The 20,512-nt window shown below is 62.6% G+C and carries 17 protein-coding genes and 1 pseudogene; 5 read left to right on the top strand and 13 right to left on the bottom strand.

Going from position 1 to position 20,512, the window contains the following annotated elements; genetic code table 11:
* The first annotated feature begins 144 nt into the window (after nt 1–144).
* From NHL60_RS09095 to NHL60_RS09075, 5 genes are all read left to right on the top strand, one after another.
* Nucleotides 145–957: an ABC transporter substrate-binding protein gene (locus NHL60_RS09095; protein WP_253451612.1), complete on the top strand. Its 813-nt coding sequence runs from the start codon at nt 145–147 to the stop codon at nt 955–957.
* A 100-nt stretch (nt 958–1,057) separates the two neighbouring features.
* Nucleotides 1,058–1,744, top strand: a complete 687-nt coding sequence (locus tag NHL60_RS09090) for an amino acid ABC transporter permease (protein WP_253451609.1) — start codon at nt 1,058–1,060, stop codon at nt 1,742–1,744.
* Complete coding sequence (locus NHL60_RS09085) at nt 1,741–2,469, top strand: amino acid ABC transporter ATP-binding protein (RefSeq protein ID WP_253451607.1); 729 nt, start codon at nt 1,741–1,743, stop codon at nt 2,467–2,469. The genes NHL60_RS09090 and NHL60_RS09085 overlap by 4 nt, the downstream gene beginning before the upstream one ends.
* A 27-nt stretch (nt 2,470–2,496) precedes the next feature.
* Nucleotides 2,497–3,786 (top strand): FAD-binding oxidoreductase, encoded by a 1,290-nt coding sequence (locus NHL60_RS09080; protein ID WP_253451605.1) that lies wholly within the window; start codon nt 2,497–2,499, stop codon nt 3,784–3,786.
* Nucleotides 3,787–3,802: 16 nt separating this feature from the next.
* On the top strand, nt 3,803–4,597 hold the full coding sequence (locus NHL60_RS09075; protein WP_253451603.1) for an IclR family transcriptional regulator: 795 nt from the start codon (nt 3,803–3,805) through the stop codon (nt 4,595–4,597).
* 165 nt (nt 4,598–4,762) lie between these two features.
* Here the strand turns inward: NHL60_RS09075 and NHL60_RS09070 are convergent, their stop codons facing one another.
* From NHL60_RS09070 to NHL60_RS09010, 13 genes and pseudogenes are all read right to left on the bottom strand, one after another.
* Complete coding sequence (locus NHL60_RS09070; RefSeq protein WP_253451601.1) at nt 4,763–5,527, bottom strand: ElyC/SanA/YdcF family protein; 765 nt, start codon at nt 5,525–5,527, stop codon at nt 4,763–4,765.
* A gap of 49 nt (nt 5,528–5,576) precedes the next feature.
* Nucleotides 5,577–6,758, bottom strand: a complete 1,182-nt coding sequence (locus NHL60_RS09065; protein ID WP_253443267.1) for an IS4 family transposase — start codon at nt 6,756–6,758, stop codon at nt 5,577–5,579.
* A 265-nt stretch (nt 6,759–7,023) separates the two neighbouring features.
* Complete coding sequence (locus tag NHL60_RS09060; RefSeq protein ID WP_253451599.1) at nt 7,024–8,001, bottom strand: Rpn family recombination-promoting nuclease/putative transposase; 978 nt, start codon at nt 7,999–8,001, stop codon at nt 7,024–7,026.
* A 196-nt stretch (nt 8,002–8,197) separates the two neighbouring features.
* Nucleotides 8,198–10,081, bottom strand: coding sequence for a glutamine--fructose-6-phosphate transaminase (isomerizing) (gene glmS / locus NHL60_RS09055; RefSeq protein WP_253451597.1), 1,884 nt, complete (start codon nt 10,079–10,081; stop codon nt 8,198–8,200).
* Nucleotides 10,082–10,325: 244 nt separating this feature from the next.
* Entirely contained in the window at nt 10,326–11,573 is a 1,248-nt protein-coding gene (tviB, locus tag NHL60_RS09050) for a Vi polysaccharide biosynthesis UDP-N-acetylglucosamine C-6 dehydrogenase TviB (RefSeq protein WP_253451595.1), read from the bottom strand.
* Nucleotides 11,574–11,597: 24 nt separating this feature from the next.
* On the bottom strand, nt 11,598–12,716 hold the full coding sequence (locus tag NHL60_RS09045; RefSeq protein ID WP_253452053.1) for an ISAs1 family transposase: 1,119 nt from the start codon (nt 12,714–12,716) through the stop codon (nt 11,598–11,600).
* A 302-nt stretch (nt 12,717–13,018) separates the two neighbouring features.
* On the bottom strand, nt 13,019–14,185 hold the full coding sequence (locus tag NHL60_RS09040; protein ID WP_253451593.1) for a nucleotide sugar dehydrogenase: 1,167 nt from the start codon (nt 14,183–14,185) through the stop codon (nt 13,019–13,021).
* 90 nt (nt 14,186–14,275) lie between these two features.
* On the bottom strand, nt 14,276–15,316 hold the full coding sequence (locus NHL60_RS09035) for an NAD-dependent epimerase/dehydratase family protein (protein WP_253451591.1): 1,041 nt from the start codon (nt 15,314–15,316) through the stop codon (nt 14,276–14,278).
* Between the two features lie 174 nt (nt 15,317–15,490).
* Nucleotides 15,491–16,578, bottom strand: a pseudogene (locus NHL60_RS09030) (IS3 family transposase).
* Nucleotides 16,579–16,773: 195 nt separating this feature from the next.
* Complete coding sequence (locus tag NHL60_RS09025) at nt 16,774–17,790, bottom strand: D-2-hydroxyacid dehydrogenase (protein WP_253451589.1); 1,017 nt, start codon at nt 17,788–17,790, stop codon at nt 16,774–16,776.
* Complete coding sequence (locus tag NHL60_RS09020; protein WP_253451588.1) at nt 17,790–18,626, bottom strand: aldolase/citrate lyase family protein; 837 nt, start codon at nt 18,624–18,626, stop codon at nt 17,790–17,792. The genes NHL60_RS09025 and NHL60_RS09020 overlap by 1 nt, the downstream gene beginning before the upstream one ends.
* Nucleotides 18,623–19,291, bottom strand: coding sequence for a sugar transferase (locus NHL60_RS09015; protein ID WP_253451586.1), 669 nt, complete (start codon nt 19,289–19,291; stop codon nt 18,623–18,625). The genes NHL60_RS09020 and NHL60_RS09015 overlap by 4 nt, the downstream gene beginning before the upstream one ends.
* A complete protein-coding gene (locus NHL60_RS09010) occupies nt 19,288–20,439 on the bottom strand; it encodes a glycosyltransferase family 4 protein (protein ID WP_253451584.1) in 1,152 nt (383 codons plus the stop codon). The genes NHL60_RS09015 and NHL60_RS09010 overlap by 4 nt, the downstream gene beginning before the upstream one ends.
* Nucleotides 20,440–20,512: the final 73 nt, after the last annotated feature.

The following is a 20,512-nucleotide window of genomic DNA, read 5'->3' as shown; positions in this document are numbered from 1 at the left end:
CCGCGGGATGTCCTTTCCATTATTTATCGCATATCGATAGAAAATAACTCTTGCCGATAAAAACAAGCTGATCTAAGGTCAATATGTGCCCTGAGCACAACCTAAACCTGTCGAGAACAATCCAAGAACTAGGCAAGGTGCCATATGACTCGTAACACCCCTCCATCCTGCGAAAATTCAAAACCCAGCCACCTCACCAACAAGGTGAAACACCTGTTGGTTCCTGGGGTTATGGGTATCACTTTGGCGATTGGCGGACTGACGACTGCGCAAGCCCAAGATACCCTTCGCGCCGGCGGGACTCCCAGCGGCATCCCATTCACTTTTCTGGATGTCCAAACAAACCAGATCACCGGCGCCATGGTCGACGTAATCAACGCGCTTGGCGAGGATATGGGCTACGAAGTCACGGTGCAGGAAGCCCAGTTCAATGCCTTAATTCCGTCCTTGACGTCCGGCAGAATTGACATTATCTCCGCCGCCATGCTCAAGACGCCGGCTCGCGCCAAGGTCGTAGCGTTTAGCGACGATGTATACCCGTACGGGGAAGGCATCATTATTCAGAATGGCTACCCCGGCGATATAACCTCACTGCAAGATCTGGAAGGCCAGGTGATTGGTGCCCAGGTGGGAACCACGTATGTTCGTCAACTTGAGGAAAGTGGCCTGTTTCCCGAAATCCGCAACTATGACACCCTTGCCGATATGATGCGCGACGTGTCGCTAGGCCGAATCATCGCCGGTGTCGGCGATGCGCCCATAATGAGCTACCAGTTGAATGAAGGGCGTTTTCCCGACCTTAAACTCGCCGAAGATTACGAACAGCAAATGGTCGGACACATTGGCCTGGCTGTCACGCAAGACAACACAGAACTCCTGGAAGAGGTTAACGCCTCTCTCGCCAAGCTGAAGGATGATGGCACCCTGCAGGCCATTTTCGAACAGTGGGGCCTGTAAAGGCCAAGGCTCAGCGCCGGCCCTGACCGGCGCCTTCCTACTTCCCTTGACAATACGCCCACCCTAGCGTTGGCACTCCGGTGCCCGCCTGGATGTGCGCATGACTATCAGAAGGCACAATATGGAGTTGTCTGACGTTGCAGCGTTCTTCCCGATCCTGCTAAAAGGCGCCATCGTTACGGTGCAAATCACGTTGGGGGCACTGATCCTCAGCACCGCACTTGGACTGTTACTGGCGCTGATGAAGCTTTCACCCATCCGTGTATTCTCGATGACGGCAAGTACCGTCATCAATGTGATACGCGGCCTGCCCATTATCGTGCAGCTTTTCTATATCTACTTTGTCATCCCAGAGCTTGGCATTCAGCTCAGCGCTTTCCAGGCGAGCATCATTGGCCTGGGTATTGCCTACAGTGCCTATCAAGCAGAAAACTTCCGCGCAGGTATCGAAGCAATTGATGCTGGCCAGATAGAAGCAGCGAAATCAATCGGCATGAAGAGCCGCCTGATCATGCGTCGTGTCATCCTGCCGCAAGCCATTCGCATCACTCTCCCCCCCTATGGCAACACATCGGTGATGATCCTCAAGGATTCCTCCCTGGCCTCCACAATCACTGTTGCTGAAATGACCCGTGCCGGCCAGCTGATTGCCGCCTCCACATTTCAGAACACTACCGTCTACACGATGCTGGCATTGATGTACCTGGCTCTCAGCCTGCCGCTGATATTCGGCGTGAATCGCCTGGAGCGTTATTTCGGCAAGTCTGCCAAGGGGAGCAACAAGTGATTACCATCGACAGCATTCACAAGTCCTTCGGCGACACCGAGGTCTTGAAAGGCGTCAGCCTGCAGGTCAAGTCAGGCGAAGTCGTCTGTCTTATCGGCCCATCAGGCTCTGGCAAGTCCACCGTGTTGCGCTGCATTAATGGACTGGAAAGCTATGACAAGGGCGAAATAGCCATCAATGGTCGCCGGGTAAACATAGAACAGAAAGATATAAATGAGCTAAGAACCAGAGTCGGGATGGTCTTCCAGCGCTTCAATCTTTTCCCCCACCGATCTGTGGTGGAGAACGTCATGGAGGGCCCCATCTACGTCAAAAAGGAGCCTCGCCAGCAGGCCCGCCAGCATGCCATCGAACTGCTAGAGAAGGTGGGCCTAGGAGATAAGGTAAACGCCCATCCGCAGTCTCTTTCCGGGGGCCAGCAACAGCGCGTGGCAATCGCTCGTGCCCTGGCGATGCGCCCCGACGCCATTCTCTTTGATGAGCCGACCTCGGCCCTCGATCCAGAGTTAGTGGGTGACGTACTCAAGGTCATGCGCGATCTGGCCAAAGAAGGCATGACCATGGTCGTTGTCACCCACGAGATGAGCTTCGCTCGCGAAGTAGCTGACCGAGTGTGCTTCCTGTATGGCGGCCAGATTGTCGAAGAGGGCGCGGCGGCCACCGTTCTCAGCACACCCCAACATGAGCGCACGCAGGACTTCTTGAGGCGTGTGCTGAACCACTGACGCTGCGAGTGAACGGAAGGATAAGAAATGACTGATACCAACATGCCGCCTTCGCTGTGGGTCGACACCGCGCCTTCGGCAACACCTCGCCCAGCCTTGGAAGGGCATCATCGCACCGAGGTGCTTGTAATCGGAGGAGGCTTCACGGGTCTCGCCGCGGCTTTGGCTTTGGCCGAACGAGGAATCACCACCATGCTCGTCGATGCCTGCGCCATTGGCTGGGGTGCCTCGGGTCGGAACGGCGGCCAGGTGATACCGGGCCTGAAGTATGACCCGGACGAATTGATTGCTCGCTATGGCCAGGAACTCGGAGAGAGGATGGTCGACGCCAGCGGGCGCAATGCCGACGTTGTCTTCGACCTGATCAAGCGTCATGACATTCACTGTGACGCCACCCGTCACGGTTGGATCCAGCCTGCGGCGACAGAAACAGCCTTGAGGGTGACGCAGTCACGAGGCCAGCAGTGGGCCGATCGGGGCGTCGCAGTCGAATGGTTAGATCGAGACGAGTGCTCCCGTCGCCTGGGTTCCGATGCATATCTCGGTGGTTGGCTGGATCCACGCGCGGGTGGGCTTAACCCTCTGGCCTATGCACGTGGACTCGCCAGCGCGGCCGAGAGCGCAGGAGCCAAGCTATACGAGCACTCGGCAGTAGAATCCATTCGTCATAAGGACGACAAGTGGCAGGTCATGGTACATAGCGGAGGCTGTGTTGAAACCGACCAGGTGCTCATATGCACCAACGGGTATACGGGTGGGCTGTATAAGGGGCTGGATAAGAGCCTGATCGCGGCCAACAGCTTCCAGATAGCGACCCGTCCCTTATCTGAAGCAGAAGGCGCCGGTATCTTGCCGGGGGGAGAGATGGCATCGGACACACGCAAGTTATTACTTTACTTTCGGCGTGATAGTTCGGGCCGGTTTCTGATGGGCGGGCGTGGACCGTTTCATGACCCGCGGGGGGGGCAGGATTTTCGTCACCTGGAGCGGGCGATTCACAAGCTCTATCCCGCCTTGAAAGGAGTCGATATCGAGTATCGCTGGGGGGGGCGCGTGGCGCTCACACGTGATGCACTGCCACACGTTCATCAGCCTGCGCCTGGGCTGACGGTGGCTCTGGGGTATAACGGCCGCGGGGTAGGAATGGGCACGCATCTCGGCAAGCTGATTGGTGAGACTTTGGGCAGCGACTCATTACAGGAAAGCCTGCCTTTCCCCATCACCCCTGTACGGCCGATACCGCTGCACGGCCTTCAGCGTTTTTATGTGGGTGCGGTTGTGAACTACTATCGCGTCAAGGACTGGCTGGAACGATAGAGAGGAAGTGCACTGAATGGCAACAGAACAGAACACAGGCCGCTCGGCGCTATTCAACCAATCCATAGAGAAGGCGTTCAGCCTTCTCGGGTTGTTCGATGCACATCACAGCCAGCTGAGCCTCTCTGAACTCGCTGAGCTCAGCGGCATGAGCATGGGCTCGGTACAGCGCATTTCCCATACTCTTCAGCATCTTGGCTACCTGGAGCGTGTCCCCGGCACCAGAAAATACCGCATCGGCATCAAGATCATGACCGTTGCGGCACAGTACCTCGAAGCCGACCTGCTGGTGGACTGCGCCAATCCGTACCTATCGGACCTGAGCAACCGCTGCCTGGAGACGGTGTCTCTCACCGAGCCCAGCGGTGATGACATGGTATATGTCGCGCGCTTCACCAGCCGCCACTACATCCCCATCCATATGCCCATCGGCAGCAGGGTGCCGCTGTACTGCACTGCGTCAGGACGTGCGTTCTTGTCGGCCTTGCCAGACGCCAGGGTGCGGAACTACCTAGAGAGCATCGAACGGGTCAAGCATACGCCTGACACCGTGACAGACATCGATGAGCTCATGAGCATCATCAAGGAATGCAGGACACATGGTGTAGCTTGGAATAATGCCGAGTTCTTCCTTGGAGACCTGAACATCGCCGCACCGGTGCTGAATGGCGCAGGTGAGCCGGTGGCGGCCGTTCATATCACAACACCGACCAGTCGCTGGACGCTTCGGGAAGCACTACAACAGCTTGGCCCCCCACTGGTCGAGTGTGCGAGAGCAATCACCAAGGCCGCCAGGACCCGGGCGAGATAGACGCTGGAGGGGATATCGCTGATCTTCTCGAGCTGACGTAATTCTTCATGAGTATCCCCTTTCTGCAGGGCCCCAGCGACAACCACCATCAAGTGGTTGAGGTTCGCCAGCATAGCGCTGTTCTGATACTGGGCGGTCTCAAGACTTTAGAAAAGTGAGTCAGTACTAACTTTCCCAGCCAACGGCCAGCAGGCCCAGCGCCTCATACAACGCCCGCTCCGACTTGCGCAGGTGGCTGGCCGATGGCACCCAGTGGCGAAGCTGGCCGGCTTGATCAGGCTGAGTCAGGTAGTGGGTGGGCGCCGCCAGGGGCTCGAGGCCAGCCTGTCGGAAGTGACGCATGGAGCGCGGCATATGCGAGGCGGAGGTCACCAGCACCACCCGCGCGCCCTCGCCCAGGGCCTCACGAACGGCCTGGGCTTCCAGGCCGGTATCGGTGGGCCAGTCCAGCACCGTCAGGCGCCCTTCCGGCACGCCCAGCTCTGCGGCGGCCGCGGCATAGCCCCGGGCCACCGGGGCTATATCAGGATCACGACTGGCGCCGGTGACCACCAGCGGCAGCTCGGGGTTCTGCCGCCACAGCCGGATGCCCTCCATCAGGCGGATCGCTGAGCTGTCGCTCAAGCGGCTCACGCTCGAACGCGGCGCCTCCGGTCGCCAGCCGCCCCCGAGCACCACCACCGCCGCCAGGCCCTCATTCTCGGGCAGCGCCTCCAAGGCCGGATAGCGCGCCTCCAGCGGTTCCAGGAGACGCTCGGCGACAGGCCCCCAGCTGGCCAGCACCAGAATCGCCAGGCCGATAGCCGCGGCCGCCACACCCGCACGGCGGCAGCGCCAAGCCATCAGCATGAGGCCCAATGCCATCAGCCCCAGGCTGATCGGCAGCGGCATCAACAGCTGGGACGCCAGCACCTTGATCGTATCGTACATGCAACACCACGCTGGCTGGCGGGGTCAGACCCTGAGGCCTCCCCACGAATCATACGGTGACCGCCCGTTCGGCTTCTTGTCGCATCAGCCGGAGGAGCCTGTCCATTCGGCCCGCTGGATAGCGGGCCAGAATGGCTTCGCAGCCAAGCCGCCACAGCGAGAGGCTACGCCGTGATCGGCGCGTGTTGCTCTGATAGGCCGGCGCCTTCCCCGCTTGATCGAGGGATAAGCCGCTAGCCAGGAGTCGAAAGCTAGCCAGCATGGCGATGAGCAGCAGGATCTCGATGCGGCGTGCGCATCGGGTGCCATGCAAGTTGAAGGCAAATCCGAAGCGCTCACTCTTGATATCCCGAAACCCTTCCTCGATTTCCATGCGCCTGCTGTAGAGCTGTACGACCTTGGCGGCGGTATGGTGGCGGGGTGTCAGATTACTGACCAGCACCCAGGGTTCTCGATGCCCCTTGGCCACCTTGCGGCTTCGAGCGGCGCGTGACGCCCTGCCGTTCTTGTTGCGGTCTTTGCGCCCTCGGTAGGGGGCGCGGTACAGGTACAGGTGGGTCGCCAGTGACCGTGTCTTGGCCAGTGTGACGGAACCGCGCGCTGCTGGTTCGCGTGTCGCCAGCGGAAACAGTGATTCCAGGCGGCGCCAGTCGGATTCACCGTCGTGCCTCAGTTGAGTTGCCCCACGCACCCGGCCGACGTAGTACCAACCATACGCCTCGACAGCCCGTAACCAGGGCGTCTTGAAGCCGGCATCGGTGACCAGAATCGGCGTGGTCTGCGGCGGCAACATCCACGCCAGGTCAGCGAGGAGTGCTTTCTGACAACGGGGGCAGGCGTCCTTGTGGTGCACACGTTCATAGATCGGAAACGATCGCTTCCCGAAGGGGATCGCGGCACGCAGCAAAAAATGCTGCCCGCGGTCGTCGATCGGTGACCAATCGACTAGGATCACCGGATATCGCTGAGTGCCTACCAGCTGGCGAGCGACGTCCGCATAGAGCCATCGCCGCTCACGTTGCAAGTGAGGGTTGCCCAACAAACGATCGACACACTTGATCGCGTGCTTGGGCTTCGCCTGGCGCGGGAGCTGACGGCCGATTGCCGTCAGGGACAGCCGTTGCCCCATCAATAATGCCTCGACGCAGGTGGCCAGGGCATTGAAGCGTGTGGCATGCAGCAGGGAGGCTGAAGTCATCAGAATCTTGTGCAAGAATCGGGATGTCTGCATGGGCTCCTCGGCATATTGTTGGTTTGGCGATTAACAACATGCCTGCCCATGCAGACTTTTTTCAACCCTAATATTCTGATTTCCCTATGTTATTCGTGGGGAGGCCTCAGGGTCTGACCCCGGGGGCTGATCGCGTCCGCCTCGGTGCTGTTGGTGAAGAGCAGCGGGATCTCGTCTTTCACTGCCCCCTGGGTGAGCAGCCCGGCGAAGGCCTCAGTGCTCTCGGAGCGCCCCCATCACCTCAATAGCGATTTCTGCCGGAGGATTATTGCCTGAAGAGCTCATCGAGGGAGTTCGCGGTCAGCATTCGAGTTCCCCATCGGCCGAGCTGCTCATCGGTTGCCGTCGCGAGCTTCTCGTCTACCCAGGGCGGCAGTTCGCCAAACTTGAAGGTCAGCTGCAAACGGAGCAGTCCTGCAAAACCTTCCTGCCGGCCTTCCTGACGGCCTTCCAGTCGCTCTTTTTTCACCAGGTTCTCAAGATTCTCTGCCAACATATCTCTATCCTCTACCAGGCTGTTGAGCCGATCCAGGTCGAGCCCAGCCCTGGGGGCTACCCGCTGCAGATGTCGCTTCAGCCAGCGGGTGATGATCCGGTCGATACGTTCCTTATGGGGATCAGCCTCGATGATTGCCACGATCCGGTTCACCGCTTGCTGCAAGGCCTCCCAGCTCTGACCGGCGTTCTCCACGCCGAACACGCCGCTCAGTGGGGTCTGGCGCCGCCCCAGCTGCTCGTCAGTGTAGCGCCCTTCGTCGATCAGGTAGTAGCGCAGGTGCGGCTGGTAGACCTGCAGAAAACTCGGTGGTTCCGGGCGGATCATGGCATAGATGTCCTGCTCGGCCGACCAGCGCCGGGAGCCGTTGTAGAGCACGACGGGCAGCACTGGCGGCAGCCCCTCGCCCGGCGTGGTGACTCGGCTCTTGAGCAGGTGATCGTAGAAACAGGCCACGTAGTGCAGCAGCCTGATGGGCATGGTGTGATCCACCGAGGACTGGAATTCAAGGAGGATGTAGAGGAACACCCGCTGGGTCACGCCTTCCTGCGTCACCTCCACCGACCACACAACATCCTCGAACTTCTCCTCGAACAACGGCGTGATGTAGTTGCCGCTGTGATTTGTGAGCGTCGAGAAATCCATCATCGCAGAGATCTCGGCCGGCGCGAACCCTTCAATGAGCTGCTGCACAAACTCCGGGTAGCTGAACAGCTCTTTATAGCCCGTATCATGATGATTGGCCATGCTCCGCTCCCTGCCGACCGTATGACGATAGTCTATCACGTCCACCGCGCGCGACAGTGGTGGCCACCCGGCTGGCCGATGGACTCCAGGCGACGCGCACAGGGGCCGGACACTTCAGCAGGCTTGAGTTGATTTTTCCCTAATCATACTTAAGGGTACGACCCCTAAGCGGGCTTAAGGGTCTGACCCCGAGGGGCTACTCCACCGTGACGCTTTTGGCGAGGTTGCGGGGTTTGTCGACGTCGGTGCCTTTGACCAGGGCGACGTGGTAGGCGAGGAGTTGCTGGGCGACGACGTGCAGCACGGGGCTGAGCAGGCCGTAGTGCTCCGGCATGGTGAGCACGTTCACCCCGGGGCTTGACGCTACCTGGCTGCAGCCGTCAGCAAAGACGTAGAGCTCGCCGCCCCGGGCGCTGACCTCCTGCATGTTGGCCTTAAGCTTCTCCAGCAGGGCGTCGTTGGGGGCGACCACCACCACCGGCATCTCGGCATCCACCAGGGCCAGGGGTCCATGCTTGAGCTCGCCAGCCGGATAGGCCTCGGCGTGGATATAGCTGATCTCCTTGAGCTTGAGCGCGCCTTCGAGGGCGATGGGATAGTGCGGCCCGCGCCCCAGGAAGAGCGCGTGGCGCTTCTGAGCGAAGTGCTGCGCCCAGGCCTCGATCTGGGGCTCGAGTGCCAGCACCTTTTCCACCGCGACCGGAAGGTGGCGCAGCTCGGTCAGCAAGGCCTCTTCGCGCTCGCCGTCCCAGGCCTCGCCGGCCAGCCGGCCATGGGCCTTGCCCAGCAGCAGGGCGAGCAGGAAGAGCGCGGCCAGCTGGGTGGTAAAGGCCTTGGTGGAGGCCACCCCGATCTCCGGCCCCGCCCGGGTGATAAAGCGCAGGGCGGTCTCGCGCACGATGGCCGACTCCGGCACGTTGCAGATCGCCAGGGTGTGGGCATGACCCAGGGCCTTGGCGTGGTGCAGCGCCGCCAGGGTATCCGCGGTCTCGCCGGACTGGGAGATCACCACCACCAGCTGCTTGGGGTTGGCCACCGAGTCGCGGTAGCGGTACTCGCTGGCGATCTCCAGGTTGCAGGGCAGGCCGGCCAGCGCCTCGATCCAGTACTTGGCGGTCATGCCGGCGTAGCTGGAGGTGCCGCAGGCCAGGATCAGCACCGAATCGACCTGGGGGAAGAGCCCCTCGGCATCGGCGCCGAAGATCCCGGGCTGCAGGCGCCCTGCCCCGCCCAGCATCTCGAGGGTGTTGCCCAGCGCCTGGGGCTGCTCGAAGATCTCCTTCTGCATGTAGTGGCGGTACTCGCCGAGGGCCACCGCCTCGGCGGAGAGCTCGGAGGTGATGACGCGGCGGGTCACCGGCTGCCCCTGGCCGTCGACCAGGGTCAGGGCGTCGCAGGTCAGGCGGGCCACGTCGCCGTTCTCCAAGTAGATCATCCGGCGGGTGACCGAGAGCAGCGCCGAGGCATCCGAGGCCGCATAGTGGCCCTGCTCCCCCACGCCGAGCATCAAGGGCGAGCCTTCCCGAGCCACCACCAGGCAACCCGCCTCCTCCTCGCGGATCACCGCCAGGGCATAGGCGCCCTCCAGGTGGGTGATCGCGCAGCGCACCGCGGCGAAGAGATCGCCGCAGGCCGCCCCGTCCGGCCCCACGAAGCGCGGCTCGCCGGCCAGGCAGGCCTGCACCAGGTGGGCGATGGTCTCGGTGTCGGTATCCGAGGTGAAGGCATAGCCCAGGCCCTGCAGATCGGCCTTCAGCTCGGCGTAGTTCTCGATGATGCCGTTATGCACCACGGCCAGCCCCCCGGAGACATGGGGGTGCGCATTGCGCTCCGCCGGCACGCCGTGGGTGGCCCAGCGGGTATGGGCGATGCCCACCGGCCCCGCCAGGGCGAGCTCATCCAGCCGCGCCTCCAGCTCGGCCACCCGCCCCTTGGCCCGGGCGCGCCCCAGGGCGCCGTCACGCTCGCCCAGCACCGCCAGCCCGGCCGAATCGTAGCCGCGGTACTCGAGTGTCTTGAGCCCCTCCAGCAGGAAGGGGGTACAGTCCTTTGCGCCCACGGCGCCAACGATGCCACACATACTAGTCTCTCGCTTCCTCTGTCGAGGCAAGGTGAAACGACGAGGGGAATGAACCACAGCGCCGCGCGCACGCGGGCCGGACACTTCAGCCGGCTTAGGCGCGCTCTTTACCGAAGTTAACTTTAGGGTACGACCCCTAAGCGGGGTTTGGCCGCAGGGGTCGGACACTTCGGGACACTTAGGCGTGGGTTTTGCCTAAGTTTGCCGAAGGGTCTGACCCCGGTGGAGGGGCCACGAAGGTAGGTTAGAGCCTCAGGTCGACGCTCTCCTTGGGCAGGACGTACTTGAGGTCGTAGAGGACGTGCTCGGGCTTGCCCCAGGGGCGGATGCCGTCGGCGCCGAGCGCCTTGAACTCGCGGTGGGCGACGGCGAGGATCATGGCGTCATAGGCGCCGGCCTCGGGGGCCTGAACCGGGCGGATACCGTACTCCGCCTCGGCCTCGTCCTTGTTCACCTGGGGGTCGTAGACGTCCACCGCCACGCCGTAGTCGGCGAGCTCGGTGATGATGTCCACCACCCGGGTGTTGCGCAGGTCCGGGCAGTTCTCCTTGAAGGTGAGGCCCATCACCAGCACCCGGGCGCCCTCCACGTGGATGCGCCGCTTGATCATCTGCTTGACCAGCTGGCCCGCCACGTAGGCGCCCATGTTGTCGTTGAGGCGCCGCCCGGCGAGGATCATCTCCGGGTGGTAGCCCACCTGCTGGGCGCGGTGGGTGAGGTAGTAGGGGTCCACGCCGATGCAGTGGCCGCCCACCAGCCCCGGGCGGAAGGGCAGGAAGTTCCACTTGGTGCCGGCGGCTTCCAGCACCTCCTCGGTATCGATCCCCAGGCGGTTGAAGATCACCGCCAGCTCGTTGATCAGGGCGATGTTCACGTCGCGCTGGGTGTTCTCGATCACCTTGGCCGCCTCGGCCACGGCGATGGAGCTCGCCAGGTGGGTGCCGGCGGTGATCACCCGGCGGTAGAGCGCATCCACGAAGGCCGCCGCCTCCGGGGTGGAGCCGGAGGTCACCTTCATGATGGTGGTGACGCGGTGCTCCTTGTCGCCCGGGTTGATCCGCTCGGGGCTGTAGCCGGCGAAGAAGTCGCGGTTGTAGGTGAGCCCGGAGACTCGCTCCACCACCGGAATGCACGCCTCCTCGGTGGCGCCCGGGTAGACGGTGGACTCATAGATCACCACGTCGCCCTGCCCCACCACCTGGCCCAGGGTCTCGCTGGCGCGGATCAAGGGCGTCAGGTCCGGCCGGCGGCTCGCATCGATCGGCGTCGGCACGGTGACGATATAGACGTTGCAGGCCTTGAGCGCCTCGAGGTCACTGGCAAAGCTCAGCTGGCTCGCCTCGGCCAGCAGCTCCGGCTCCACCTCCAGGGTGTGGTCCACGCCGTCGCGCAGCTCACTGATGCGCTTGGCATTGATATCGAAGCCCACGGTGGGCAGCACCTTGCCGAACTCCACCGCCAGCGGCAGCCCCACATAGCCCAGGCCGATCACGCCAGGGAAAACGCATGAAAAACCCTACACCGCGAGAATGTCTGCGAGGTAAGTCTCATCCAGTGCCGCTTTCTTCTGCTTTCGCCGGATGCCGCCTTTGAAACGGCTCTCCCCTTTCAGGTAATTCAAGGCGATATGGCGCATCCTGGCGAGGTTTTCCGCCGCCTGACCGCGGTGGATTTTGCAAGCATCCTCGCGGAGCGCGACGTCCAAGGACCAGTGGAGCTTATTCTCGACAAACCAATGCTGGCGAGCCGCTTCGGCGAGCTTCTTGGCGCTCAGCTCGGCAGAGCTGATGTAGTAGCGGATCATCGGGGCTTCTGGCACCTCATCGCCTTCCTGGCGGAAACTCATCACCACGCCCACCGTTTTCAGGCCTGGCCATTCATAGCTAAGCTCCTGAAATTCTTCAGTAACCTCGCTGACAATATGGTATCGAGTCTCTTGCCGGCCCCGATTCTTCTCGTCCGTGACATACGCATCCCCTTCAAAGTTGACCACCTTGGGCATGGGAAACGCTGCCTCGAAGGCATCCGCCAGGGCTGGCTGATTTTCCTTCACCGACAACAGGTAATCGGCGCCCTTCCGCAGCACCTGAGTGGCGATCTTCTTTTGGCAACCCATGGCATCGATCGTCACCAAGCAACCTTGCAGATTGAGAAGCTTGAGTAGCTCGGGAATCGCCGTGATCTCGTTGGATTTCTCCGCCGTCTTGACCTGGCCCAGCACCACGCCATTCGCCGCACTGAAGGCACTGACCATGTGTATCGCCCCTTTGCCCTTCCCTCGGCAGTACGACCCTCGCAGCGTCTTGCCATCGATGGCCACCACCGCGCCCTCCGTCACATCGTGACAGGCCTTCATCCACTCGGCGAATGCGCTTTGCAACTGCTCGGCATTCACCAGGGCCATGACCCTGGCCAAGGTGTCATGGCTGGGCACGCCAGCCTCAAAATCGCCGTACTGACGGAGAAAATCGAGCTTCGCGTGGCCAAAGTCCTCGATTTCGTCCCAACCCTCGGCACCACAGATCACTGCACAGACCGTCAGGAACAGGATATCCGACAGCTGATGCTGCACTTTCCAGGCCTGGCGGAAGTCGGGAACGATCGATAAATGGTGCATAAGCGATGGTGTCAGCATGAGGTCATACATGAGCAAAAGTCGTTAGATGACCACATTAGCTCCTACTGGTAAAGCGCCACGAAGCCCGTCATAGAGCGGTTTTTCATGCGTTTTCCCTGCCGATCACGCCCAGACGCACATTGTCCATATTCACCATCGAAAATCCCTGACTGCGTTGATAAATGCAATAACGGCCGGGGTCAGACCCTTCGGCACACTTAGGCGGGGGTTGGCCTAAGTTTGCCGAAGGGTCTGACCCCGGTGGAAGGGGCGCCCCCCCGGTGGGCAAGGCACCTCCCGTTGAGAGGGGCGGAGCTCAGCTAGTCGCTGCCGAAGAGGTCGCGGGTGTAGACCTTCTCCGCCACGTCGGCGAGCTCTTCCGCCATGCGGTTGCTCAAGATCACGTCGGCCTCGGCCTTGAAAGCGTCGAGGTCGCGGATCACCCGGGAGCCGTAGAAGGTCTCTTCCGCAAGCACCGGTTCAAAGACCACCACCTCGATGCCCTTGGCCTTGATGCGCTTCATCACACCCTGCATGGCGCTGGCGCGGAAGTTGTCGGAGCCGGCCTTCATGATCAGCCGGTAGACGCCCACTACCTTGGGGCGCCGCTCCAGCACCTGCTCGGCCACAAAGTCCTTGCGGGTGCGGTTGGCATCCACAATGGCCTTGATGATATTGCTCGGCACGTCCTGGTAGTTGGCCAGGAGCTGCCTGGTGTCCTTGGGCAGGCAGTAGCCGCCGTAGCCGAAGCTGGGGTTGTTGTAGTGGCTGCCGATGCGCGGGTCAAGCCCCACCCCTTCGATGATCTGGCGGCTATCCAGGCCGTGGGTCTCGGCGTAGCTGTCCAGCTCGTTGAAGTAGGCCACCCGCATGGCGAGATAGGTGTTGGCGAAGAGCTTGATCGCCTCCGCCTCGGTGCTGTTGGTGAAGAGCACCGGGATCTCTTCCTTCACCGCGCCCTGGGTGAGCAGCCCGGCGAAGGCCTCGGCGCGCGCCGAGTGCTCCCCCACGATGATCCGCGAAGGGTAGAGGTTATCAAAAAGCGCCCTGCCCTCGCGCAGAAACTCCGGCGAGAAGATCAGGTTCCGGGTGCCGAAGCGCTCGCAGGCCTCGGCGGTAAAGCCCACCGGCACGGTGGACTTGATCACCATCGTCGCCGCAGGGTTGATCGCCATCACGTCCTGGATCACCGCCTCGACGCTTGAGGTATCGAAGGTGTTGGTCTTGGGGTCGTAGTCGGTGGGCGTGGCGATCACCACGAAGTCCGCGCCCCGGTAGGCGGCTTCCCGGTCCAGGGTGGCGGTAAAGTCCAGCTCGCGGTGGGCGAGAAAGTCGCTGATCTCGGCGTCTTCAATCGGCGAGAGGCGGTCGTTGAGCAGCGCCACCCGCTCGGGCACGACGTCCAGCGCTACTACCTGGTTGTGCTGGGCCAGCAGCATGGCGTTGGAAAGACCCACATAGCCCGCACCGCATATCGCTATCTTCATCGCGCTCACCTGATCCGACCCTACAGGCCGGAGGGTAGCGCCGCCGTGTGACGAGGGCGTGGCAGCCAGGCGAGGTAGCGCTCATGCCACTCAAGCCCGGCGGAAGTGCTCGATATACCAGGGCATGGCCTCGAAGATGCCTTCCACGATGGTGTGGCTGGGTTCGTAGCCGAGCAGGCGGCGCGCCTTGCCGATATCCGCCTGGGAGTGGCGAACATCGCCGGGGCGGAAGTCACGGTAGGTGGCATCCTGAGCGTAAGTCACGCCCTGGTCGGCCAGGGCCTCGCGCAGGTACCCGAACAGCTGGTTCAGGGTGGTGCGCCCGCTCACCGCCACGTTGTAGACCTCGCCCTGGGCCTCGTCGTCGGCGGTGGCCGCCAGCAGGTTGGCCTGCACGGCGTTGGCGATATAGCAGAAGTCGCGGCTGGTCTCGCCGTCGCCGTTGATGAACAGCGTCTCGTCGGTGAGCATGGCGCCGGCCCACTTGGGGATCACCGCGGCGTAGGCGCCGTTGGGGTTCTGGCGCTTGCCGAACACGTTGAAGTAGCGAAGCCCGGTGGCCTTGAAGCCGTAGGTGCGGGCGAACACCTCGGCATACATCTCGTTGACCACCTTGGTGACCGCATAGGGCGACAGCGGCCTGCCGATGCGCTCCTCCACCTTGGGCAGCGCCGGGTGGTCGCCGTAGGTGGAGCTGGACGCGGCATAGACGAAGCTTTTCACCCCGGCATCCTTGGCGGCCACCAGCATGTTCAGGTGCCCGGAGATATTGGCCGCGTTGCTGGCCACGGGGTCGGCGATGGAGCGCGGCACCGAGCCCAGTGCCGCCTGGTGCAGCACGTGGTTCACCGGCTGCCCCTCAAGCGTCATCGCCTCGCGGCAGGTCTCCAGGGAGCAGATATCGCCCTCGATAAAGAGAAAGCGCGCCCACTGCTCCGGGCTGACCAGCGAGCGCACCTCATCCAGGTTGGCCTGAAAGCCGGTGGCGAAGTTGTCCAGCCCCACCACCCGCTGATCGAGCCTGAGCAGGGTCTCCAGCAGGTTGCTGCCGATAAAGCCGGCACAGCCGGTCACCAGCCAGGTACGGGGGGCGGCCGCAAGCTCGGCCTGGAGCGTCTCGAAACGGGTCATAAGCTTCCTGATACGAATTGATAAAGATAAACACAGATTGTCCAACGCCTTGCCCCGCAGGGCTAGACTCCGGGCATATGCCAATCTGCAGCAATAGCCACTGTCATAAGCTGCCCACCGCGGCAAGGGTGCGACCCAACGGGGTGTTCTGGTCAAGTCAGAGCGGACACATTTTCAAGCTGCAACTGCCAATTCAATCTCCCTCGGCGTCTGATAGCCCAGGGTCGAGTGGAGCCGGCAGCTGTTGTACTCCATCTCGATGTATTCGATCACGTCCCGCCGTGCTGCCCGGCGGCTCCCGTAGCGCTGGCCAGCCAGCCATTCGCTTTTCAGTGAGCCGAAGAAACGCTCCATGACGGCATTGTCCCAGCAATTGCCCTTGCGGCTCATTGAGGCCTGGAACCCGTGCCGATCCAGCGCGGCTCGGTAATCTCGTGACGCATATTGACTGCCGCGGTCGCTGTGATGGATCAACCCGCTTTTGGGCTGCCGACGACCCACGGCCATCTTCAAGGCATCCAGGACCAGCTGCGTGCGCATGTGGTCGGCCATCGCCCAGCCCACCAACTGCCGGTCGTGAAGGTCGAGCACCGCCGCCAGATAGAGCTAGCCCTCCAGCGTCCAGATCGCCGTGATATCAGCCACCCAAACCCGATTCGGTTCCGTCACCATGAACTGCCGATTCAATAGGTTGGGCGCCACCGGCAGGCTGTGCTCACTGTCGGTTGTATGGCGCCAACGGCGCCGCTGACGAGCCTCGACACCCGCCTCCCGCATCAGGCTGCGGGCTTGGTAGCGGCCCACAGCGTAGCCGCGGCGTCGCAGTTCTCTGGCCATCCGGCGGCTTCCATCGCTGCCACGCTTCTGGCGATGAATCTCTCTGACTTCGTGGTGCAGGGCCTGACGCTGCTCGTCAGGGTCACGTTGCCGCCAGGCATAGAAGCCACTCCGGCTGACCTGCATGACCCGACACAATACGGCCACGGAATAGGTGGCCTTCTCCGACTCGATGAACTGATATCTCAGCCCGACTCTTTGGCGAAGAAGGCCGCCTTTTTTAAAATATCCTTTTCAATCTGGAGCTTACGAACTTCTTCGCGGAGCTTCTTGATCTCGGCGTCGCGATCGTCCTCTTTCCGCGCTGGAATGCCGGAGTCCTGCTGACGGTGCTTGCGGCACCAACGGTCCAACAGGCTACGGTCAACCCCAAGCCGCCGGGCGGCCTCGGATACGGCATACCCCTGTTCGGTCACCAGGCTCACCGCATCCGCCTTGAATTCATCGGAATACCGACGTCAAGTCTTCTTGGTCATGAGCACCTCCATGGCCTCCATTATGAGGCTTATCGGGGTGTCCGCTCCAATTGGACCACTTCAGGGCTAAGTCAACATGACCAAGGTCCGCATGGCGCGGTTTAACACCCGGGCCCTTAAACCATAAGCGACACCAAATACCGCTCAGTATCCCCCTTCCAGGCTGACCGGCGTAACCGGCCCCTGGCCATCGCCGATGGCTTGCTGATTGGCCACAAAGACCCCAAGCGCCCGCTCCAGATAGTGCGGCGTGGTGCCGGAGACATGGGGCGTGATCAGCACGTCATCACGCTTCCACAGCGGCGAGTCCGCGAGCAGGGGCTGCTGTTCGAAGACATCCAGAGCCGCGCCCTTGAGAATTCCGGCATTGAGGGCCTGAATCACCGCGTCGCCCTTGACCACGCCACCCCGGGAGATATCGACCAGCACGGCGCCGGGCTTGAGCCTGGCCAGGAACTCGGCATCAACCAGGCCCAGGGTCTCGTCGGTGAGCGGCAGGCAGCAGACCAGGAAATCGGTGCGGGCGAGCTCTGGGGTGATCTCTTCCATCGCCACCACGCGGTCGACCTGCTCCACCGGGCGCAGATGCTTCAGGGTACCGGCGACCTGCATATTGAAGGCCTTGGCGCGTCGCGCCAGGCTCTGGCCAATATGGCCAAGCCCCAGCACGGTGAGCTGCTTGCCGGTGAGCTCATCCAGCCAGGTGCGCTGCCACTCGGCGCGCCTGGCCTGATCGTGAAAGCGCCCAAACTGCTTGGTGAAGTGGAGCATGGCGCCGATGGCGTACTCGCTCATGGGGGCGCCGTGCACCCCGCTGCTCTTGGTCATCAGCGGGCGGGTCTTGTCGAAGTCCATGGCCCAGATCTTCTCCACCCCGGCGGAGAGGAAGTGGATCCAGCGGTAGTCGGCAAGCCTGGCCAGCGCCTCCGGCAGCCAGGGCAGGGTCGGCGCGATCACCGCATCGAAGCTTGCCCCCTCGGGCACCTCGGCGGCGCTGCCGGCAAAGGTAATGCTCGCTTCAGGCAGCGCAGCGCTCAACTGTTCGGCTACCTGGGCCTTCTGCTGCTCCAGTACCTCGGCCTTCTGCAGAAAGAGGATGCGCTTCACCTCAAAGGGCGGTTGATCGAAGGGCTGCTGGTCAGCGGTGCAGGAAGCGGTCATCAGGCACTCTCCCCCTTGCGCCCCAGACGAAAGGCGCACTCGGCCAGCGCCTGCTGGTTGGCCAGGAGCGCCTCGGGGCTGGCCTCACGCCAGCTCGCCTCGGCACCACGCAGCTTGGCGATCTCGGCAGGGAAATCCAGAGTCTGCAGCAGCTCTGCGGAGGAGCTGGCGCCCTGGTGAAAGGCGCGGGAAAGAATCACCCAGCGCGAACCCAGGCGCACATGTTCGCCCAGCACGGTTTCCGCCGGCAGCTCCCCCTGGTCAATGCGCGCAATACCGCCCACGCCCCAGCGCACCCCGGCCGCGTTGAGCTGTTCGGCAGCGGGGTCAAGCAGGCGCCCGGCCATGGGTTCAAAGAGGAAGTTAAGCCCCATGCCCAGGGAGAGGTCGTTCAGCCCCAGGTGCACCTCGTCTCGGCCCGGCTCCAGCAGCGGCAGCCAGTCGGCCAGGCGCACCAGCGCCTGGGGCGTCTCGGCCAGAAAGGTCACCGGCACCCGGCCCCCCACCAGCTCGAGGAACTGCCCCACCTCGCGGCGGGTGGTAAACATTGGCAGCATCAGGCGGTTAGCGCCACAGTCGAGGGCGGCGTCGACCTCTGCCTGGCTGTGTTGGTTGAGGGGATTGACGCGCACCATCAGCTCGGCCCGCTTGAGCACCCCGGCCACGGCGGCGATCTCTTCCAGGCTGTGGGCCGCCTTGTGGGTATCCAAGTGGCCCTGGCGCTCCGCCTTGCCCAGCACCTCCTGGTCCATGAAGATGCGCGCCACGCCGTGCTGTTCAATAAAGCCCGCCACCTCGGGGCTTGAGGTGATCATCATGTAGTGGATCTGGCTCACTTGAGGGCCTCCTCGACGTCCCGGTCTTCCGGCGGGCGGCCATTCAGACTGTCGCGGTAGGCGCGCCAGTTGAGCCCTTCCCCCCCGTAGATACCGCTGCCCAGCAGCACCACCTTGATGGTGGTGAAGATGATGCCGAGGTCATAGAAGAAGCTGCGCTTCTCCACATACTCGGCATCAAAAGCGAGCTGCTTGAGCCAGCCCAGGCTGCGCCGGCCGCGCACCTGGGCCAGGCCAGTGAGCCCCGGGCGCACGGCAAAGCGCTTCATGTAGCCCGGGGGCACCACCTCCTTCTGCTCCATCAGCACCGGGCGCGGGCCCACCACGCTCATGTCGCCTTTGAGGATATTGATGAGCTGGGGAAGCTCGTCGATGCTGGTGGCACGAATAAAACGCCCAGCCCGGGTGATGCGCGGGTCGCGTCCGGCGCTGACCACCTGCTCGCTATGCTGATCGATCTGCTCCGGGGCGCGATGCAGCATGGTGCGGAACTTGAGAATACGAAAGGGCCGGCCCCCCAGGCCGGCCCTCTGCTGCAAGAAGAACACCGGCCCGCGGCTGTCGAGCTTGATCCAGAGTGCCACCGCCAGCAGTAGGGGTAGGATGACCAGCAGCACCGCAGCGCTGGAGACGATATCGAAGAGGCGTTTGGCCAGATCCTTCATGTATTCCTCGGTTCTGAAACGGATGTAAGCTCCATCGCGTCGAGAATGACGCGATTGACCTTGTGAACATCGTAGTGGCGCGCCACCAGCTGCCAGGAGGCTTCGCCCATCTCGGCAACCCGCTCGGGCTCGGCCAGGAAGCGCGCCATGGCATCAACCAGGGGAGCCACGCTGCGCGGGGCGACCAGAAAGCCGTTGACGCCCTCCTCCACGGTTTCCCGGCAACCGGGGGCATCGCTGGTGATGATAGGCCGGCCCATGCTCATGGCCTCCAGCACCGAGCGGGGCGTGCCTTCCCTGTAGGAGGGCAGCACAAACACCGAGCTCTGGGCGATCCAGGGGCGCACGTCCTTCACCCCTCCCACGAACTCCACCACCCCTTCCGCCATCCAGCGTTCGAGATCCTCGGCGGCGCAGGCGTGCGGCAGATTGGGGTCGTGGGGCCCCACGGCGATAAAGCGCGCCTCGGGGTAGTCGGCGCGTACCTGCCGGGCCGCCTCGCAGAACTCGGCGATCCCCTTCTCGGTGAGCAGCCGGCCGATAAACAGAAAGGTGGTAGGCCCTCCGGGCAGCGGCTCCCGAGCGAAGCGCTGCCTATCCACACCGGAACCGTAGGTGCGCACCGCTTTGCTTGGGTCCTTGAGCATGCCGCGCTCCAGAAACTCCTGAAGATCATCGGGGTTCTGGAAGAACACCCGGCGGTTGGCGGAGAGCCCCAGCCGGTAGAGCACGCCGATGACCTTCTGCAGCCGCCGGTTGCGGGCGTTCTCGGTGGTAAACACGTGACCCAGGCCGGTGATCATGGAGTAGATGCGCGGCACCCCGGCCAACCGGGCGGCCAGGCTGCCGTAGACCACCGGCTTGATGGTGTAGCCGAACACCACCTGGGGGCGTACCCGGCGCAGCAGCTTACGCAGGGCCAGCAAGTACTTGAGATCGTGCAGCGGGTTGATGCCGGTACGCCCCATCTCCACGGGGTAGATGGTGATGCCCAGCTCCTCGACCTCAGGCAGATAATCGGCCGTGGGCACCGCCGCTGCCACTTCGAGGCCGCCGGCGCGCATATCGCGAATCAGGTCGCCCCGGTTAGCGATCAGGGAGCGAGAATTACCAGCAATTATCAGCGCCTTCACCATGTCCTCACTCACCCACCAACATTCTTTAGCTTTAGTAGACATTGGCGCTAGCTTACCTTTAGGATCAAAACATCCAAACGAAATT

It is taken from the genome of Halomonas sp. Y3, from assembly GCF_024137965.1.
Lineage (GTDB): Bacteria > Pseudomonadota > Gammaproteobacteria > Pseudomonadales > Halomonadaceae > Halomonas > Halomonas mongoliensis.
The sequence above is the reverse complement of the archived record's forward strand: the minus strand, read 5'-3'. Positions and strand labels throughout refer to the sequence as shown.

What these genes read in the sequence shown, in the direction of transcription:
- NHL60_RS09095 (WP_253451612.1), top strand. Translation starts at nt 145, where the DNA reads ATGACTCGTAACACCCCTCCATCCTGCGAAAATTCAAAACCCAGCCAC.
- NHL60_RS09090 (WP_253451609.1), top strand. Translation starts at nt 1,058, where the DNA reads ATGACTATCAGAAGGCACAATATGGAGTTGTCTGACGTTGCAGCGTTC.
- NHL60_RS09080 (WP_253451605.1), top strand. Translation starts at nt 2,497, where the DNA reads ATGACTGATACCAACATGCCGCCTTCGCTGTGGGTCGACACCGCGCCT.
- NHL60_RS09075 (WP_253451603.1), top strand. Translation starts at nt 3,803, where the DNA reads ATGGCAACAGAACAGAACACAGGCCGCTCGGCGCTATTCAACCAATCC.
- NHL60_RS09070 (WP_253451601.1), bottom strand. Translation starts at nt 5,527, where the DNA reads ATGTACGATACGATCAAGGTGCTGGCGTCCCAGCTGTTGATGCCGCTG.
- NHL60_RS09065 (WP_253443267.1), bottom strand. Translation starts at nt 6,758, where the DNA reads ATGCAGACATCCCGATTCTTGCACAAGATTCTGATGACTTCAGCCTCC.
- NHL60_RS09060 (WP_253451599.1), bottom strand. Translation starts at nt 8,001, where the DNA reads ATGGCCAATCATCATGATACGGGCTATAAAGAGCTGTTCAGCTACCCG.
- glmS (WP_253451597.1), bottom strand. Translation starts at nt 10,081, where the DNA reads ATGTGTGGCATCGTTGGCGCCGTGGGCGCAAAGGACTGTACCCCCTTC.
- NHL60_RS09045 (WP_253452053.1), bottom strand. Translation starts at nt 12,716, where the DNA reads ATGCTGACACCATCGCTTATGCACCATTTATCGATCGTTCCCGACTTC.
- NHL60_RS09040 (WP_253451593.1), bottom strand. Translation starts at nt 14,185, where the DNA reads ATGAAGATAGCGATATGCGGTGCGGGCTATGTGGGTCTTTCCAACGCC.
- NHL60_RS09035 (WP_253451591.1), bottom strand. Translation starts at nt 15,316, where the DNA reads ATGACCCGTTTCGAGACGCTCCAGGCCGAGCTTGCGGCCGCCCCCCGT.
- NHL60_RS09025 (WP_253451589.1), bottom strand. Translation starts at nt 17,790, where the DNA reads ATGACCGCTTCCTGCACCGCTGACCAGCAGCCCTTCGATCAACCGCCC.
- NHL60_RS09015 (WP_253451586.1), bottom strand. Translation starts at nt 19,291, where the DNA reads ATGAAGGATCTGGCCAAACGCCTCTTCGATATCGTCTCCAGCGCTGCG.